The sequence below is a fragment of the Candidatus Binatus sp. genome (genome assembly GCF_036567905.1).
GTDB lineage: Bacteria > Desulfobacterota > Binatia > Binatales > Binataceae > Binatus.
Window position 1 is genome coordinate 1 of record NZ_DATCTO010000073.1, and the last position, 16,811, is coordinate 16,811.

Consider the following 16,811-nt stretch of genomic DNA (forward strand, 5'->3'; position numbering starts at 1 on the left):
GCCCCAACACCTTCGCGCAGTTGAGCGCGCACGCGCGTCGCGCGCTCAAGCGGATGCGCCGCAGACCCTCCCTGGTCATGGCCTTCTGGCAGCAGGCCGACCTCTTCCCCTTGTAAGTATATTATGCGAAGCTCAATAATAGGAAATACGACCTGGATTTGCTCGCGACGTGGCTGCTCGAAGACGGCTGGTCCGTAGAGAAAACCAACAAGCTCGTTTCCCAGTGCGAGTTCGCAAGAGACCTTCTGCGCGTATACGATCAGAAATTTTCCTCGATCGAAGACGGCGAACGAGCCACCAGCTAGCAGGCCGAATAGAGCGGGTTGCAGGCCGTGAAGAGGAGAAGAAGCAGTGGAACACCCGTCGACTATTGACGCTACCGGTAAGACAAGTTCTGCAACCGGTCACCCCGAACAGGTCAAAATCCAAGACCGGATTCGGGAACTGCGCAGGATCAGAGCCCGCGACTTGCTGCCTAACCCGAAAAACTGGCGGCGGCATCCTAAGGCGCAGAGCGATGCGCTGCGCGCGCTGTTGGCGGAGATTGGGTACGCGGATGCGCTCTTGGCCAGGGAATTGCCCGACGGCCGGCTGATGCTTGTCGACGGGCACCTACGCGCAGAGACCACGCCCGACGCCGTCGTGCCGGTGTTGATTCTTGATGTTAGTGACGCGGAGGCCGACAAAATCCTGATGACGCTTGACCCTCTCGCGACGCTGGCCGAACCGGACACTGAACGGATCAAAGCTCTTCTCCAGAACGTGCGGACGGACAGCCCGGCAGTGGAAGAGCTGCTAAGGCGCACAGCGGGTGACCAGGTGTGGCGGCTCATCCATCCGGAGGATTTCATCGAGCCTCCCGCGCAGATCGACAAGGCCGCCGAGTTGCAGAAGAAATGGGGCACCACAACCGGCCAACTGTGGCGGATGGGTGACCACCGGCTGCTGTGCGGCGACTCAACCAAGGCCGAGGACGTTGTCAGGTTGATGGCTGGTGAGCGGGCCGTTCTTTTCGCGACCGATCCGCCTTACGCGGTGGGTTACACGGGTTGTGCCCATCCTCAAAGCTGGAGCAACAAGGGCGCCGCAAACAGAAACAAAAATTGGACCGGGCAGTACGTCGAGGCGCCAAGCGCCGACGTAAAGGACAGCGAGGAGTCGGGCATCGAGCTCTATCGTGGCTTCGTAAGAGTGGCGATCGAACACGCGATCACGCGCAATGCCGCATGGTATTGCTGGCATGCGAGCAGGCGCCATTCGATGGTGGAGCGAGTTTGGGCCGAGTTCGGCGCCTTTGTGCATCAGCAGTTGATTTGGGTTAAGACCCGGGCGGTACTGACATACTCGCTGTATCTGTGGCAGCACGAGCCGTGCCTGTTCGGCTGGATCAGGGGTGAGAAGCCAAAGACATTCCGAACGGAGGTCGGCGAGCGCGCGGGCGAATTTCCGGCTACGGTCTGGGCGGTTCCGAGTTCCGAAGCCGAAACCGACGCGCATCCGACCTGCAAGCCATGCAAGCTCTTCACGCTGCCGATGGAGATGCACACCGAGCCCGGCGAGATTTGTTATGAGCCGTTCTCCGGGAGCGGCTCGCAGTTGGTGGCGGCGCAGCAAACTGGACGCCGCTGCTACGCGATCGAAAAATCTGCCCCCTTCGTCGCGGTGGCGCTGGAACGGATGGCCGCCTTGGGCCTCAAGCCGGAGGTGATACGCGAATGATGAAACGCCAGCCGGATGGAACGTTTCGCAACGCCAGGCAGGCGAGTGCCCTCTCCCCCGTGGTGCTCAGGGCGCGCTGGGTCGAAGCCGAGGTGGGGAGCCTCAAGCGAATCGGGCTCGCTTTCGACGCGATCGCGGAGCAGGTCTCACGAGTGGGGAAACATCTGGCGCAACCGATAACTCCGCTCCCGCCGGGAGTGACATTTCCGCCGGACTACACGATCAGCAAGCAGGCTTGCCACAAGTCTTTCCGCAGATTGATCGCGCGCGAGCCAGCGCTTGCGGCCGATGAGTTTCGCAAGCTCGACTCCGCACGCTGCGAGGACATGTTTTTAAATCTGCAGCCGGGCATCCGCAAGGGCAACCCGCGTTCCGTCGAAGCGGGAGTGAAAGTGCTCCGCCACACCGCTCAAATCAATGGCTACGCCGCGCCGCAGCGCCACGAGCTGACAGGGAAGGACGGAAAGCCACTGACCCTCGTGCAGCTGCTGGAAGCAATAGGACCAATCAGCGAGGAGGAGTGAAATGCCTGACCTTACCGATGAACAGAAGGGATACGCGCGCAGGGTGATTCAGGACCCGGTTCTGTTTGCCAGCCACGTTCTGGGAATGGATCTCTGGGCGCGTGAGGTCGAGCTCCTGCGGACCATCAAGTCGCACCGGCGCACCGCGATCAAGGCCTGCCATGGAGTGGGTAAGACATTCACGCTCGCTGTATCGGCTCTGTGGTGGCTGGCGCGGTACCCCGAAGGCGTCGTGCTAACGACCTCGTCCACGCAGCGGCAGGTACGGACGCAGCTTTGGTTTGAAATCCATCGGCTGGTCGATCGCGCGAGGGTACCGTTTCCGAAGCTCAAGACCAGCGAGCTCAAGTTCCGCGACGATAACAATTATGCGCTGGGATTTTCGACCAATCAGGCCGAAAACTTTCAGGGATATCACGGCAAGCAGCTTCTGATCATCGCGGACGAAGCGCCGGGGATCGAGCCGGGAATTTTCGACGCGATGGCGGGAACCATGGCGGGCGGCAGGGTTCATACGGTCATGGCCGGCAACCCGACCATTCCGTCCGGTCCGTTCTTCGATGCATTCACCAGGGAACGAGGGCTGTGGAAGTGTCTTTCCATCGATGCGTTCGATTCGCCCAATCTGAAGGGGCTCAACCTCGAGCAACTCCTCGCCATGGATCCGGCCGAGGGCGGTCCGCTGGACGACAACCCGTTTCCGCAGCTGGTGACCAGGCGCTGGGTGTTCGAGCAGTACCTCGCCTGGTGGCACGGCAATGAGAGCAGCTCGCCGAACTGGCTGTCCCGGGTGCTCGCGCGCTTTCCGGATCAGGCGCAGGATGCCCTCTTCAAGATGATATGGCTCGAGAGGGCCCGGCAGAGGTCATTGCAGAATCCGATCACCGACGCCGGGTCGGGCCCGCTGGTTGCCGGCGTCGATGTCGGAGGAGGAGAGGCGGAGACGGTTGTTTACGTATGCGAGTTCAAAAGCGACCGCCCGAAAATCATCCGGATGGGAGCCTGGCGAGGTGAGGACACGCGCGGGCAGGTGGTCAGCTTGCTTAACGAATTCCGGATCCGTCTTTCCCTCGTGAGGGTTGATGCGGTCGGCATCGGCCACAATTTCGGGCTGCATCTGCGCGATCACCGCTTCCCGGTCGAGATGGTCAACGTCGGCATGCCGTGTGAGAGCAGGCCGCAGATGGGAGAAAACGATCCGGCGCGGCGTTTCGTGAATCTAAAGGCGTGTTTTTATCAGACTCTGGCCGACGCATTTGAACGCGACCAGGTCGACGGGCTGACCGACGAGAAGACGATCGCGCAGCTCTCCAGCATCTTGTATGAGCTCGACTCGCAGGGGCGGATGAAAATCGAGTCGAAGGAAAAAGCCCGCGCGCGAGGGGTTCCCTCGCCCGATCGCGCCGAAGCGCTGATGCTTGCGCTGTGCAAGCCGCCGCAAAAGTACGAGTACACCAAGGCACTTCCCCAGCAGCGCGCGGCGCACGATTCAGACGGTGGTCCGGAACTTGATGACTTTTTGAGCGATTTCGGATCTCGGCGAAGGACCCAGTGGGACCCCATCGCGGCCGGGAGTCTCGCGCGATACTTCCGCAGACACCGCGGCACTTGGTAGAGGCGCGACCTGGTTGCAAGACTTCCCGCGACAGAAATTTGCGCTGACCTATCCGAGCAGGGAGGATCGCATGAAATGGTTTACCGATCTGGCTGTCCTCGGCAAGTCCGACGCACTCGGCAAGTTGATTCCAGCCATTGAATCGCGCCTGCCGCCGGATGCGCACCGAGACTTTGAAGCCGAAATCCGATTTGCTGCCCGCCATCCGGGTACTCGGCGCTATTTCATCCAATCGCCACGACCTTCCGATGAAATCGTGTTCGCGCTGGAGCAGTATCCGGAGGTTATCTGCTTCGACGATGTTTTCATCTATCCCGGCAAATGCTTGACAGCTCCCGAGTACAGCGCGCTGCTGGAGGATTTCTTCTGGAGGATCGTCAAACCGGCCGCTGACGAATTGCGATTGAAATACTTTTCGAGCGGGTTTGAGGACAGATGCCCGGAATGGGCCAAGCGCCGCCGGCGCTCCGCAATGGAAATCGCGCTTGGATTCACGGTCGTATGGCGGCTTCGCACGGAAGGCTACATCAGTCATTTCCCCGTGCGTAAAGAAACCGCTGGAGGGTCAATCGATCTCAACTCGATACTGCATCAATTGCTCAGGATGTCGCCGTCGAGCCAAAATTGACCGGAATCCACTTTCATGATCGGTAGGAATCTAGCGAGGCCCAAGATGCGCAGTGAGCTTTTATGTCAAACGAAGGCATCACAACTTCGCGGCTCGAGCAGACGGAGGAATTGCCGGAGGATGGTCAAAAATGGCGCCAAGGCAAGACATCCCGTCGGCGAGAGGATACTAAGATGATTGAGAACGCGATGATCGGTTTGCGTTACGAATATAGTTACGCGTAACGCAATTCGTCACAAAAATGGCAACCCCAACCCGTAAATGTAAACACTGTGGACAGCGCTTCGACGACAACCGGCGTGGCCGGCCGCAGTTGTATTGCAAGCCGTCGCATCGGGTGCGCGCCCGGGAGAAACGACGGGAGGCTGAAAGCAAGCTACCCTCGGAAAAAGAAAGCCGGCTGTTGACAGAATGCCTGACGAGGTTGGCACGGCAGCGTCGGAGATACCGGATGGTGCCGGACAATTGGAAAAGGGGGTGGCTCCCTCCACCTTACGAGCGCGCCCGAGCAAAGGTTCGGGACGCGTTGGAGAAACTGGCGCCCGAGGTCTTCGGGCAGCCCTCGGCGCCCGCTGAAATTGAACTGCGTGAATTCAACAAGACCTACCGCCGACTCGCGGCGGAGCATCACCCAGACCATGGGGGAGCAAGCCAAGTCATGCAGGCCCTCAACCAACTGCGGCAGGCCCTGCAGACCGACATAGAGCTAGGACACCCGCGGGCCGCCGCATCCGCGCGCTGATTAGAGTTGTCGCTACCGAAAACCTGATCCGGGGTGACGGGCTGGTCGGGCTGTGATAGCGGAACGACCGATGGTCGAGTTTCTGACCAAGCTCCTGTTCGTCGCGCGATCCCGGCTGAAATCGATGCCCCGGAGATAGTCTGTTAAACGATCGAATGAACGATCGTGAGCATGCCGGGAGCACTACGGCATCTCATGCTAAAACTCTAGCCTTTTCAGCGCATTCGGAGTTTTCAGTAGCCACAGTGCCGAGAAAGTTGCGAGCCAAGCAAGAACGACGAGTCCTGTTATCGTTAGCTGATTTCTATTGATTCGTATTTAGTTTTATAATAATTACGCATACCGTGTTTAAGGTAGAGAATTCCGCTCGAACCTCTGCGACGCGCGCCGCGAAACGCAAATCCGATCGGCCAATAGCGCGTGCGAAGAAACCTAATTTCGGTGAGGTGATAGGCCGCAGGCGAAGAGAGCTGAATCTCACCCAGGACGCTGTCGCGACGCGAATCAAGACTTCGACCCCATATGTGGGGCACTTGGAATCGAGCAGGCGGCACCCGTCCGACAAGATTGTCACGAGGCTAGCGGAAGTGCTCGGCCTCGACAGCCGCAAACTGTTCTTTCTCGCCAACCCGGAGACGGAGGCTTTAATCTCTGCTCAACCGGAGCGGGCAGAAGGTTCGGTTTCGGCCTGGGACCAGTTCCGAAAGAACGAACAACTTCAACGCATCCACAACGTCTCGAACGGCGAGCTGGAGCTGTTGTCGCAAGTGACACGTCTCGGGGAAATTCATTCGCCTCGCGATCTGATCTATATTCTGAACGCGGTTCGTCACGCACTCGGAAGATAGCTGTCCACGCTCGTGTTTGGTTCCCAAGCCATAAAGCTCTGAGATCACGCTGCACGCCGGCGATACTACCGCGGCCCATCCCAAAACTCGAAGCTTTTCTAGCTTTCAGAGTTTTTAGTAGCCACAACTGGATCATGATCGTGATGGACGTATTCACCCGCCGTATCGTCGGCTTTGGCGTCGCGCCGGCTGATCTCGACGGTCCGGTCGTCTGCCGCATGTTCAATCGCGCGATTGCGAAGCAGACACCGCCGAAATACCTTTCCTCAGATAACGATCCCCTGTTTCGCTTTCATCGGTGGCGTGCGAACCTTCGTATACTTGAAATTGATGAGATCAAAACCATCCCGTGCACGCCTACGTCCCATCCTTTCGTCGAGCGACTGATCGGGACTGTGCGACGCGAATACCTCGATCGGACCTTATTTTGGAACAGAGGAGATCTTGAACGGAAGCTCGACAATTACAAGGCCTATTACAACCAACACCGCTGTCACACCGGGCTGGGCGGAGCTACGCCGGCTGAAGGGAGTGGCGTACCCGCACAGCCAATCGCCAAACTTGAATCATATACCTGGAGGCTACATTGCAACGGCTTATTTCAGAGCCCAACCGCCGCCTGAATTGGAATTCGACACGGACAGGTCCGGCTTTAGGTTTTGACTAGGCACAAATACGTGCGGGAACGATTGAGCGCTAGGTCATTTCGTGAAGGCAAGATCAATCCGCATCAGTCGCCCGCTGAGACACCGTTAGCGCGGAGTCAGCAGCTATTGCGGCGCGCGCGATTCCGCGCAGCATGCCGGCGAAAACGAGCTGATGCAGCGGAAAGATCCCGTACCAATACGCGATTCCCGGCAGCCCGACCGGATCGAATATTGCCGTCTGCCTGATTGTTGAACCGTTTTCTTCCGCGACGACCTCGAAGTCGAGCCATGCGCGGCCCGGCAGACGCATCTCGGCTGCCAGCCGTAGCTGACGCGGGGGATCAAACGTCTCGACACGCCAGCAATCCACCGCGTCTCCAAGTTCCAGCGACTCAACGTCGCGTCTGCCGCGACGCATCCCGACGCCTCCCACCAGCAGATCGATGAAACCACGCAAATGCCATAGCCATTCGCCGTAATACCATCCTGTCGCGCCGCCAATGCGTTGTATCGGCGCAAATGCGCGCTCTGGCGATACCTCGACGTGCACCACGCGCGAATCGACGAGACGGTTGCCGAATCTCACTCCGCCCCAGTCGCGCGGCTCGCCGGCGGCGGACATCGCGTCAGACCATCGCGTGCCGCGGAAATCGAGATCTTCATTGCGCATCGCGAGCGCGATCGCTTCGCGCATTCCCCGCGGCCGGATTGAAAATACTTTGAGCGCGGTATCATCGCGGACTACCGTCGGATGGATCATGCTGTCGATAAGTTTGCGGCCAACGCGCGCATACAGGGGCGTCACCAGGCCGAGCCACAGGCTCGAGAGCCGCGGAGTAAGAACGTGCACGGGAATCATCAGGCGATGCAGCCCGCGCTGAAGCGAGTACTCGCGCAGGATGTCGCCGTAGGACACGATGTCGGCGCCACCGATTTCGTAGATTGGACTGCCCTCGACCTCGAGGTTCAGCGCCGCAAGCAGGTAATCGATCATATCGCTGATAGCGATTGGCTGCGCCTTCACCGCGACCCATTTCGGCGTGATCATCACCGGCAGACGTTCCGCCAAAGCGCGCACCATCTCGAACGAGAGGCTGCCGGACCCAATGATAATCGAAGCACGGAATTCGATTACCTGAACGCCTGACTCACGGAACACTTCTCCGACCTCATGGCGGCTTCGCAGATGCGTCGAGAGTTCGCCGCTACTCTCACCGAGACCGCCCAAGTAGATGATGCGTCGCACGCCTGCTGAACGTGCCGCGGCGGCGAAGTTGCGAGCGCCCTCGCGGTCTTTCACTTCGAATGAACCCGCCGACCCCATCGAATGAACCAGGTAGTATGCGGTCGAAACGTCACGGAGAGCCGGCTCAAGACTTGCGGGATCGAGTACGTCGCCGCGAACGAGCTCAGTTTTAGCGGCCACGCGCGAGCGCAGGTAATCGGGCCGGCGCGCCAGGCATCTCAACGAAACTCCAGCATTCTCGAGCGCTTTCAGCAGCCGCCCGCCGACGTATCCGGATGCGCCAGTGAGCAGCACAACTGGCCCGTCTGATACTGAATCTGTCATTGAAGTTTGCCGCGAGCGACTGCCGCATCAGACGTGTTCGCCGATAGTGCGACGCGCCCATGGCTCGACGCTTGCAAGTGTCTGGAAGCCTGGATTGTAGCGCACGAAATTGACGGCCAGCTCGCGCCGCACGATCAGCTCGTCGGGAAACGCATCCCGATCGCGAGCAGGCGCCGCCGCGCCTTGAATCGCGAGCGCCACGGTTTGCGGTCCAATTTGGCCGAAGGGTAGATACAGCGAGAGCCGGCTGGTCCCGTCGATCTCGGGGTTGTTGCGGTTGGATGCGTAATCTCCTCCCTTCGATTCGGTCGCAATTTACCCGTTTCAAGTCACGCCGGCAATTTTTGCGCAGGACAACAGACTATATGCTGATAGGAACCTCCGCACACTCGCACGAGACGTCGAAGATCAGCTTGCCGCCGGCGATCAGCGAGATGTGACGGAAAGCTCGGAGTGCTGCATCCGATTGACGCATATTCACGAGAACTGGTCTGACGCGCGCGAGCAGATCGTTATTTTTCACTCCTGGCCCCGGAGCATTCTCGCAATATATCAATAGATCTTGGTTCTGTACCGTTCGCCAGGCGCCTTTCGCTAGGCTCGCAGCCTTCCTGCGTATCACAGCAACGATGAGTTCCGAATTGACTCTCTCTGGCGAATCACCGGCCCATCCAGGACCGAGCGGATCAAAGTAAATTCCGTCATCCGATTTTTCCGCCATCTCGAGTTGTTCATGGAATTTGCTAGTAGTCGCCTCAGTGACCTCGAGTCCGACGGTCTGGCCGGCGAACTCCAAAACGAAATCGGGTGACTCGCCAGGCAGGGCGTAACTAGCACATATGGGAAACTCGATTCGGCCGTGCTCTGTGAGTGCGAACAAATACCTGGACAGTGACCACACCTCGCGATCTATATTCTTCCGGCCTTCGATATGGAGTGGCACGATCGCTCGACGCGCGAATCCGAGCAACTCTTCGCGGTCGCGAAGCGAGAGCACAATTCGAGGTTTGAAAGTCTTCACTGGCTTCGGCTATGCATCGAGGGTCTGCGTAATCTCGGCCGATAGGGCCGCGGATAAGCCATCCCCATCGTTCAAGGAGTTTCCGCGAGGCTCTCCTCGAGCCGGCGGCCTTCCGCGACTGTGCCTACCGAAAACCCGAAAGCGGCGAATGGTCTAGGGTTTTGAAATTCACCGCCATGATGTCGCCCGGCATAGGTAGTTCCAAGGGAGCTGCTAGTAGCCAAACAAGATCGGCGCATTTTTGGCGAATCAAGCGGACCCGTCGCCACTCGAAAGAACCTTGACGACCGGCTGCTCAGGAAGCTTTTGCCTTCCTTTCCGCCCAGCGCTTTTTCATCGCTTCAGACAGCCTCTTCCTGCCTGCGGGAGTGAGTTGCCCACGTCTCTTTGGCGCGGCAGTCTTAGCGGATGACTTCTTCGCCCGCCGCTCTGCCCACCGTCTTTTCATCGCCAGTGACAATCGGCGTCGCCCTGCCGGGGTAATGCCGCCTTGTCTCTTACGCGCAGCTTTTCGAGTGGCGCCTTTGCCACTCACACCCGCGCTTTCGATTAGGGCAGCAATTGCCCGCCCTATCTTGTCTCTTTCGCTCCTCAATTCTGCGATGATTGTGCTTAGGTCCAATATCGGCTCTCCTTGACTGACGGTTGAGACAGTATCGTGTCTGCACGAAGGAACTTCAATAGCTTCCGCCGTCGCTCAAACGCGCAGCGAAGGGGTCGAGCTGGCGCAGAAGCTTCTTCTGGAATACCTGTTTTAGCTAATGCCGGATTCGTGCAATGGGGATCCGAGATCGCCCTACGGCGCCACGCTCGCCGTGGCAGAACGCCCACGTTGAGCGGCTCATCGGATCGATACGTCGAGAATCACTCGACCACCTCGTCGTGTTCGGCGAAGCGCACCTGCGCGCTGTCCTGAAGGCTTATGCTTCTTATTACAACAAAGTCCGGCCGCATCTCTCACTGGATAAAGATGCTCCGGATTTTCGCGGGCCGCAGAAGATCGGCCGCATCGCAGCTATTCCAATCCTTGGCGGGCTGCATCATCAATACGTCCGGGTTTAGGTTTTGAATAGGCACAGGTAATTCGCGGCTGCCCCTCAGCCATCGCTGAATTCTACCAGAGCGCCCGCTTTATGCGCAGCGCCGGGGAAAGTGGCAATGACTCGGGGCCCCTGACTATTCGCTTTTGCCCTTGCCCTTGAGTTTCACCGACTGAGGCTCGTGTTCCGCATTGTCGTTGATCGTCAGGATGGCGCTATACGGCTGCGCAACGGTCGGCATGAACGTAACTCCGATCGTGCACTTCTCGCCTGCCGGCAGTGGTGCATCGCAGTCATTCGTCACGCTGAACGGACTGACCGCTCCGCTGAGCCCCTCCATCACCACCGTAAGACCGGGCTTCTTCTTGCTGCCCTTGGGGTTGCTCACCGTGATGTTCTTCGGGCCCTTGGACGAGCCGGCCTTCACCGTGCCGAAGTTCAGCGACGCCGGACTGATCCGCCACCTTTAGGTTTTGAATAGGCGCACGTACTAGTTTCGCGGGGCGGATCAGGATTTTTCGGGGTGCAGGCCAGTTACTGCTCTGCTGCAGGTCCACGAATCCGCAACTTTGCGTTCTCAACGAGCATCGCCGCCTCGTCCTGGTCGGCGATTTTTTCAGAGACTGTGGTAATATATTGCGGCCCTCGCACTTGGCCCGTACCAATCCCCCACAGGGTATCTTTGGTGAGCACGAAGCGGCGGCTGCCGGTAGCTCTCCACTCGACAAGCTCGCATGACTCGACCCTACCGGCTAACAACGCTTTAACGATTTTGGAAAATCGTGGGATGTCCGCTGGATGAAGAAGCTGGTTGAGAGACATACCCCGGAATTGGGCCGGGCTGAATTCAAACAAATCACAGTAGGACTTACTGACTGAAACAAAGCGCAGATCCCGCTTGAGAACCGAATGGGAGAGCGAAGGGACTCCCTCGAGTTTTTTACGAGCGCCGAGGCGCTCCCAGATCGCACCTTCCCGAACGGTCAACACCTCCTTCAAAAGCGCCTGTTGTTCAATCAACGCGTGCGCGGCTTGCTGGATGATAGGCATCATCTTGGGAAGGCTGTGAACCGGCGTGACGAGATGACCAATCGCGTCATGAATCAATGCTAACAATCCGTTCGTGCCGAACCGGTCAAGCTCCTCTGATGAAGGGAGTTTATCTGTCAGCCCTCTAATATGCCGAGTGATGCTGGCCATACGAAGATCCCCGAGGCCTCGTAACGAGTCAGCCCGATAACTAAGGCTAATACGAAACAGCCTCTGAACTTATAGGAAATAGACTCTGATATTTGGCGGAATGACGGGCTACGCCGGTGCTTCTAAACGCGTTCCGCAGATAACAGGAAATGCGCTTAAACTGCCAGAAGTCTGCCTACGCTGCCAGCAAGTCGTCAGAACTCAAGATATCGTCAAAGGCTCTTGTATCGTGGCCTTCCCCCTAAAGCCCAGCAGAATTGAGGTAGAGTCCGTCGACTATGATCCGCCCCGCGAAATTAGGACGACCGGGACTTGAGAAATCGACCTGGTGATCCGGCCATCACGTACTCCAGGTACATTGGCGGATCGGCCGCGGAGGCCAACCGCGACTGGCACGGCGACGCCAACTGCCACCGCCACTCCGACTGCGACTCCCACGATAGTTAATCGCCGGCGGCCCGGACGCCTGACAGTCCGCGCGCGGCGTACTCGCGGTGATGAAGCTGCGGCGCGCGGCGGCTTTTCGTCACCTACCCTATCCCGGCTTTGGCTTGGGGTGTCTCTGTTCCAAATAGCTTGAGTTTTTCTGATCTTCGCGACCTTCCCCGATTCTGAGGCATGACAGTTGCTCATTCTTTGGCTGCAAGGGCAATCGAGCCGCTCACAGAGGAGCATTGGATTCAGAATGGGACACCCCGAGACCGATATCGCCGAAGATGAGATCAGCCGGCGCCAGGCCGCCGAGCGCGAGCTCGAGGCTGTCCGCGGCGAACTGGCCGCGCAGGTCGCCGCTCGACACGAAGCGCAGGTTCGCCGCGAAGAAATGTGCGATAAGTGTGATATCCGGCAGGAAGTTGCGCAGCGCGGCCGCATCATAGCCGAGGGCGAGCTGGCTGCGGCCGAGTTGCGCGAGAGTGAGATAGCGTGGCGCCAACTTTTCGATCGGAGCCTCGACTCCATGGCGATTTTCGATCTCAAAACCGGCAGATACGTCGATATCAACGAAGAGTACACCCGAAATACCGGCTTCTGCCGCGACGAAATCATCGGTAAGCACTGGAGCGAAATCCAGTCATTCGTGAACCCTGAAGAGAACGAGCGCCTGAGAGCCGAGCTCGAACGAGCCGGCGTGGTCAGGAACCTGGAGGCAACCCTCCGCCGCAAGGACGGCAGCACCTACCACGGCTTGATCTCCGCGGTCAATCTCAAGCTGCGCGGACATTTGTGCACGGTCTCGATCGCTCGCGATATCAGCGCGCTCAAGGAAACACAACGTCAGCTGATCGCCGCGCGCGAAGCCGCGCTAGAAGCTTCGCGGGCCAAGTCTGACTTCCTTTCGAGCATGTCGCACGAGATCCGCACGCCGATGAACGCAGTGCTGGGGATGGCCGACATGCTGTGGGAAAGCGACTTGACCGAGGAGCAGCGCCGCTACCTGGACATCATGCGCAGGAACGGTGTCACCCTGCTCGACCTAATCAACGACATCCTCGACCTGGCCAAAGTCGAAAGCGGCAATCTCAGCCTGGAGGAAGTTGACTTTGACATTCGCGACCTGGTCGACGCGGTCGCCGAGACGATGGGGGTACGCGCGCATGAGAAGCATCTCGAACTCGCCGGCCACGTGGCGGCCGGCGTGCCGCATAACCTGGTCGGCGATCCGCTGCGCCTGCGCCAGGTGATTGTCAATTTGCTCAGCAACGCGGTTAAATTCACCGAACAGGGCGAGGTCGTGCTCAGCGTCGAGATGGCGCATCCGGATACCGGCTCGGGCGCCGCCTCGATTCGGTTCTCGGTGGCGGACACCGGGGTCGGAATCGCGCACGACAAGACCGATAGCATCTTTGACGCCTTCACCCAGGCCGATTCCTCGACGACGCGAAAGTACGGCGGAACCGGGCTGGGGCTCACGATCGTCAAGCGGCTGGCCGAGATGTACGGAGGCGCGATAGCCGTCGAGAGCGAGCTGGGCAAGGGCAGCATCTTCAGCTTCACCGCCGAGTTCAAGACCCGGCCCGCCCCTGCGACGCTCCCGCTTGAGGCGCCGAGCGTGGACCTGGCCGGCATGCGCATCCTGGTCGTCGATGACACCGCCGTCAACCGAATGATTCTGCGCGAGGCGCTCACCTCGCGGGGCGTCCTGGTCACCTGTGTCGAGAGCGGCCAGACTGCGCTGGACGAAATCGATCGGGCGGTGGCCGGCGGCAACCCCTATCGCGCGGTGCTGCTGGATTGCCGGATGCCCGGGATGGACGGAATAGAAGTGGCCCGTCAGATTCGCCGTCGCGGGCTCGGGTCGTATGACCGTCCGATCATACTGATGCTCACGTCCGACGACTTGGGCGCAACCATGGCGCGCGCTCGCAAAGCGGGCATCGAGATCTTCATGGTCAAGCCGATAAGGCGCGCCGATCTGTTCGCAGCGCTGAACCGGGCACTTGGCGCCGCTGATGCGTCGTCGCAACTCACCTCGCCCGCCGAGCGCAACGGCGTCCATTCGACCTCCGCCAGCGACGTATTGGAAGAGATGCGCCCGCTCAGGATCCTGCTGGCTGACGATTCGCGCGACAACCGGTTGCTCATGCACGCATACTTCAAGAAGACACCATACATTGTTGACGAAGCCGAAGACGGCGCCGCGGCGGTCGAAAAGTTCAGGACCGGCGCCTACGACCTGGTGCTGATGGACATCCAGATGCCGATCATGGACGGCTACTCCGCGACCCGCGCGATACGCGCGATGGAGCGTGACACCGGACGCCGCCGTATCCCGATCATCGCGCTGACAGCTTCGGTCCTTGCCGAGGCGTTGGATAAAGCGATCGACGCGGGATGCGATGCATACGTCGCCAAGCCGGTCAAGAAAGCCACCCTGCTGGCCGCCATTCGCGAGGCAACCTGCAATGCCGAAACGAACACCGATGGCCTGCACGCCTGACAGCCTGCGCTCGCATTCACCGTAAAATCGAGATCTGGAAATTGAAGCGATCGAGCAGCGGTCTAACGCTTGATCGCCCGCAATTGTAGCCTGTCACTGCTCATAATTCCGCGAGCCGTGTAAACGTTGGAGTTTTTTCGCTTTTCGCCTTAGTTCCCGCACCACGCGCACGCCACTCTCGTCGTGACCCTTTCGATCATCGCGGACGACCGGAGCGACCGCCGCTGCCGTTCAAGCTCTCTATCGTTCAGTCCAGGACGAAGCGCAGCGGAACGTCCAGAATCACGCGTACAGGGTTGCCGTTGCGGTCGCGTGCCGGTGAGAATTGCCATTGCTTCAGCGCGTCGATGGCCGCCGCGTCGAGCAATGGGGTCGACTCTTTCACTCGTATCGGGCCGACTATGTTTCCTTTTTCGTCGATGACCACCTCGAGAACAACATAGCCCTCGATTTCCCTGACGCGTGCCTCCACCGGGTAGATGGGGGTCACGCGCTTTAATGGAACCGGAGGGATGGCTGCTTGATCGGCCGCGATCGGCGAGTCGCCCAAACCTCCGGGAACGCCGGTGGCGAATCCAGCCCGGCCGGTCGTCGCTGCCGACGAGAGGGTCCCGTCGTTTGAATCGGAAGCCATCCCGGCGTCAGCCTTTGGCTCTGCGGCCCGATCGTCGGGCCGCTCAGGTTTCGTGCTCGCGGCCTTCTGATGTCGCGGCTGGGGAGGCGCCACAGGATTTCTCCCGGCAGTTGGAACCGACTTCGGCTCTCCGCCGGAACCCAGCGGCGGAGGTTCGACCAATGTCACCCGGATTGCTCCATCGACAGCCCGGTCAATGGTATGAACCCACGCTCGATCAAGCTGCACCGCGAGCAGGATCAGGCTTGCGTGGAAGAGACAGGACGCCGCGAACGCGACCCAGTGCCGCGCATGCGAACGGCGCATCGTGGAGTCTTCGCGGAGAATTGGCGCTGCGCGAACGGGCAAAGCGCACAGCGGCCCCGCGCTTTGCGCTTCCACCATGCGCCGGCGCGCTTCGTATCCGGATTCACTCATCGCGCTGGTTTGAAATAGCCGCGCACGCTCAGCGCACGGGAACCGCCGGCGGATAAATCCGTCCAGGCTGTCATCACCTCGTTGGGTCCGAGCGCGGTCATGACGGGATAGGTGGCGCTGCCCGGCCCGTGCGGCAGAGCCGTCGGCGCGGGAGCAACCGCGGGGGCGATCTGCCGCAAGTAGATTCGCTGGTTGGCCCAGCCGTGATCCTGATCCGGGTCGCGTCCCTGAAAGGCGGCCAGGAGGCGGTCTCCAACTGCTTCGAGGTAGGGATGATTTGGATCGCGGACGTCGCCGGAGAGATCCTGCCGCGGACCGAAGTGCTGGCCCCCATCATCGGATTCGGACCACAACAGCCGTTCCTCGCCGTCGATCACCGTATACCAGGCGACGAAGACCTTGCCGTCCAGCAACGCCAGCGACGAACCGGAGTCGGGGCAGCCGTTGATATGCCATCCGTCGCGCGAAACACGGGTTTCCTCCGACCAGACGGAACCGTCGTCATGAGATGAGATCACCACGAAGTCGCGCTCCTGATCCGGATCGACATGCCGCCACGAAAGATACCAGGCGCCTCGCCCGGCGAATTTGATCTCGGGGCGGCAGCATGGACAGACGTCAATTGCAACCCGGGCCGGCGGTGAAAAGCTCCGCCCGCCGTCGGTGGAGCGGATGAGCTCCAAGACGCCGGTTTCAGGAACCGCGCCTGGCACCCTGTCATAGGCGATCCAGACGGCGATCATAGTGCCGTTCGGGGCCACGGCGCCGTTGAAGTAAGGATGAGCACCTCCGCTCGGCGCATCGAGCGCAACCGGCTTGGAGAAACTGTGACCGAAGTTGTCGGATCTCGCGAAGAATAGCGCCATCCCCTGCCCGTTGGGCGCGCTCCCGGTCCACAGGGCGTAGTAGTTTCCGGGCTTGCCTGTCAGTAATCGCGGCGTTCCCTCGCGATGAGAATGCACGCTGCCGACGCCGGCATTGAGCTGCAATGATTGAGTGAAGACGTCGGCGCCGCCGGTGGTGGAAGTGCAAAAGAACAGGTCATCGCCGCCACCAGCGTTCGGCTCGACCAGTGACGCCAGCACGACGCCGGAAGGAAGAAGCTTCAGATCAGGGGCGGAACTCGCAACCGCCAGGATCGGTCGCGCCTGCGGCTCGAAAACCAAGGGGGAAGCCCTGGGCCTGCACCCCGCGATACATGCGGCGCAGACCAGCGCCAAAGCCTCCCAGCGTATCTCCATTTTTCGACTACTCATTGTCGCCGACAT

General features: G+C 59.8%; 17 protein-coding genes. 9 read left to right on the top strand and 8 right to left on the bottom strand.

Going from position 1 to position 16,811, the window contains the following annotated elements; translation table 11 throughout:
- Positions 1 to 351: 351 nt before the first annotated feature.
- The 7 genes from VIO10_RS11565 to VIO10_RS11595 all read left to right on the top strand — a co-directional run bounded on the left by VIO10_RS11565 (position 352) and on the right by VIO10_RS11595 (position 6,699).
- On the top strand, positions 352 to 1,719 hold the full coding sequence (locus VIO10_RS11565) for a DNA methyltransferase (RefSeq protein ID WP_331964054.1): 1,368 nt from the start codon (positions 352 to 354) through the stop codon (positions 1,717 to 1,719).
- A complete protein-coding gene (locus VIO10_RS11570) occupies positions 1,716 to 2,243 on the top strand; it encodes a hypothetical protein (protein ID WP_331964056.1) in 528 nt (175 codons plus the stop codon). Before VIO10_RS11565 ends, VIO10_RS11570 begins: the two co-directional genes overlap by 4 nt.
- Before the next feature lies 1 nt (position 2,244).
- Positions 2,245 to 3,858: a hypothetical protein gene (locus VIO10_RS11575; protein ID WP_331964058.1), complete on the top strand. Its 1,614-nt coding sequence runs from the start codon at positions 2,245 to 2,247 to the stop codon at positions 3,856 to 3,858.
- 70 nt (positions 3,859 to 3,928) lie between these two features.
- Positions 3,929 to 4,486, top strand: coding sequence for a hypothetical protein (locus VIO10_RS11580; protein WP_331964061.1), 558 nt, complete (start codon positions 3,929 to 3,931; stop codon positions 4,484 to 4,486).
- 526 nt (positions 4,487 to 5,012) lie between these two features.
- Entirely contained in the window at positions 5,013 to 5,228 is a 216-nt protein-coding gene (locus VIO10_RS11585; RefSeq protein WP_331964064.1) for a hypothetical protein, read from the top strand.
- Positions 5,229 to 5,674: 446 nt separating this feature from the next.
- Positions 5,675 to 6,076, top strand: a complete 402-nt coding sequence (locus VIO10_RS11590; protein ID WP_331964193.1) for a helix-turn-helix transcriptional regulator — start codon at positions 5,675 to 5,677, stop codon at positions 6,074 to 6,076.
- 143 nt (positions 6,077 to 6,219) lie between these two features.
- Positions 6,220 to 6,699, top strand: a complete 480-nt coding sequence (locus VIO10_RS11595; protein ID WP_331964067.1) for an integrase core domain-containing protein — start codon at positions 6,220 to 6,222, stop codon at positions 6,697 to 6,699.
- 97 nt (positions 6,700 to 6,796) lie between these two features.
- Here VIO10_RS11595 and VIO10_RS11600 read toward each other — a convergent pair whose 3' ends face one another.
- The 3 genes from VIO10_RS11600 to VIO10_RS11610 form a co-directional block, all read right to left on the bottom strand.
- Positions 6,797 to 8,293: an SDR family oxidoreductase gene (locus VIO10_RS11600; RefSeq protein WP_331964070.1), complete on the bottom strand. Its 1,497-nt coding sequence runs from the start codon at positions 8,291 to 8,293 to the stop codon at positions 6,797 to 6,799.
- A gap of 27 nt (positions 8,294 to 8,320) precedes the next feature.
- Positions 8,321 to 8,494, bottom strand: coding sequence for a hypothetical protein (locus VIO10_RS11605; RefSeq protein WP_331964073.1), 174 nt, complete (start codon positions 8,492 to 8,494; stop codon positions 8,321 to 8,323).
- 160 nt (positions 8,495 to 8,654) lie between these two features.
- A complete protein-coding gene (locus VIO10_RS11610) occupies positions 8,655 to 9,314 on the bottom strand; it encodes a hypothetical protein (protein ID WP_331964076.1) in 660 nt (219 codons plus the stop codon).
- Between the two features lie 777 nt (positions 9,315 to 10,091).
- Here VIO10_RS11610 and VIO10_RS11615 point away from each other — a divergent pair.
- Positions 10,092 to 10,376 (top strand): integrase core domain-containing protein, encoded by a 285-nt coding sequence (locus VIO10_RS11615; RefSeq protein WP_331964079.1) that lies wholly within the window; start codon positions 10,092 to 10,094, stop codon positions 10,374 to 10,376.
- Between the two features lie 114 nt (positions 10,377 to 10,490).
- Here VIO10_RS11615 and VIO10_RS11620 read toward each other — a convergent pair whose 3' ends face one another.
- From VIO10_RS11620 to VIO10_RS11630, 3 genes are all read right to left on the bottom strand, one after another.
- A complete protein-coding gene (locus tag VIO10_RS11620) occupies positions 10,491 to 10,811 on the bottom strand; it encodes a choice-of-anchor D domain-containing protein (protein ID WP_331964196.1) in 321 nt (106 codons plus the stop codon).
- Positions 10,812 to 10,888: 77 nt separating this feature from the next.
- Positions 10,889 to 11,554 (bottom strand): PAS domain-containing protein, encoded by a 666-nt coding sequence (locus VIO10_RS11625; protein ID WP_331964081.1) that lies wholly within the window; start codon positions 11,552 to 11,554, stop codon positions 10,889 to 10,891.
- Between the two features lie 661 nt (positions 11,555 to 12,215).
- Positions 12,216 to 12,488: a hypothetical protein gene (locus VIO10_RS11630; protein ID WP_331964084.1), complete on the bottom strand. Its 273-nt coding sequence runs from the start codon at positions 12,486 to 12,488 to the stop codon at positions 12,216 to 12,218.
- Between the two features lie 24 nt (positions 12,489 to 12,512).
- On the opposite strand from VIO10_RS11630, the gene VIO10_RS11635 reads away from it, so the two are divergent.
- Positions 12,513 to 14,492, top strand: a complete 1,980-nt coding sequence (locus VIO10_RS11635; RefSeq protein ID WP_331964087.1) for a response regulator — start codon at positions 12,513 to 12,515, stop codon at positions 14,490 to 14,492.
- A 247-nt stretch (positions 14,493 to 14,739) separates the two neighbouring features.
- On the opposite strand, the gene VIO10_RS11640 is transcribed toward VIO10_RS11635, so the two are convergent.
- Together VIO10_RS11640 and VIO10_RS11645 are read right to left on the bottom strand one after the other, a co-directional pair.
- A complete protein-coding gene (locus VIO10_RS11640) occupies positions 14,740 to 15,126 on the bottom strand; it encodes an energy transducer TonB (protein WP_331964090.1) in 387 nt (128 codons plus the stop codon).
- Positions 15,127 to 15,539: 413 nt separating this feature from the next.
- Complete coding sequence (locus tag VIO10_RS11645; protein WP_331964093.1) at positions 15,540 to 16,709, bottom strand: sialidase family protein; 1,170 nt, start codon at positions 16,707 to 16,709, stop codon at positions 15,540 to 15,542.
- Between the last annotated feature and the right edge of the window lie 102 nt (positions 16,710 to 16,811).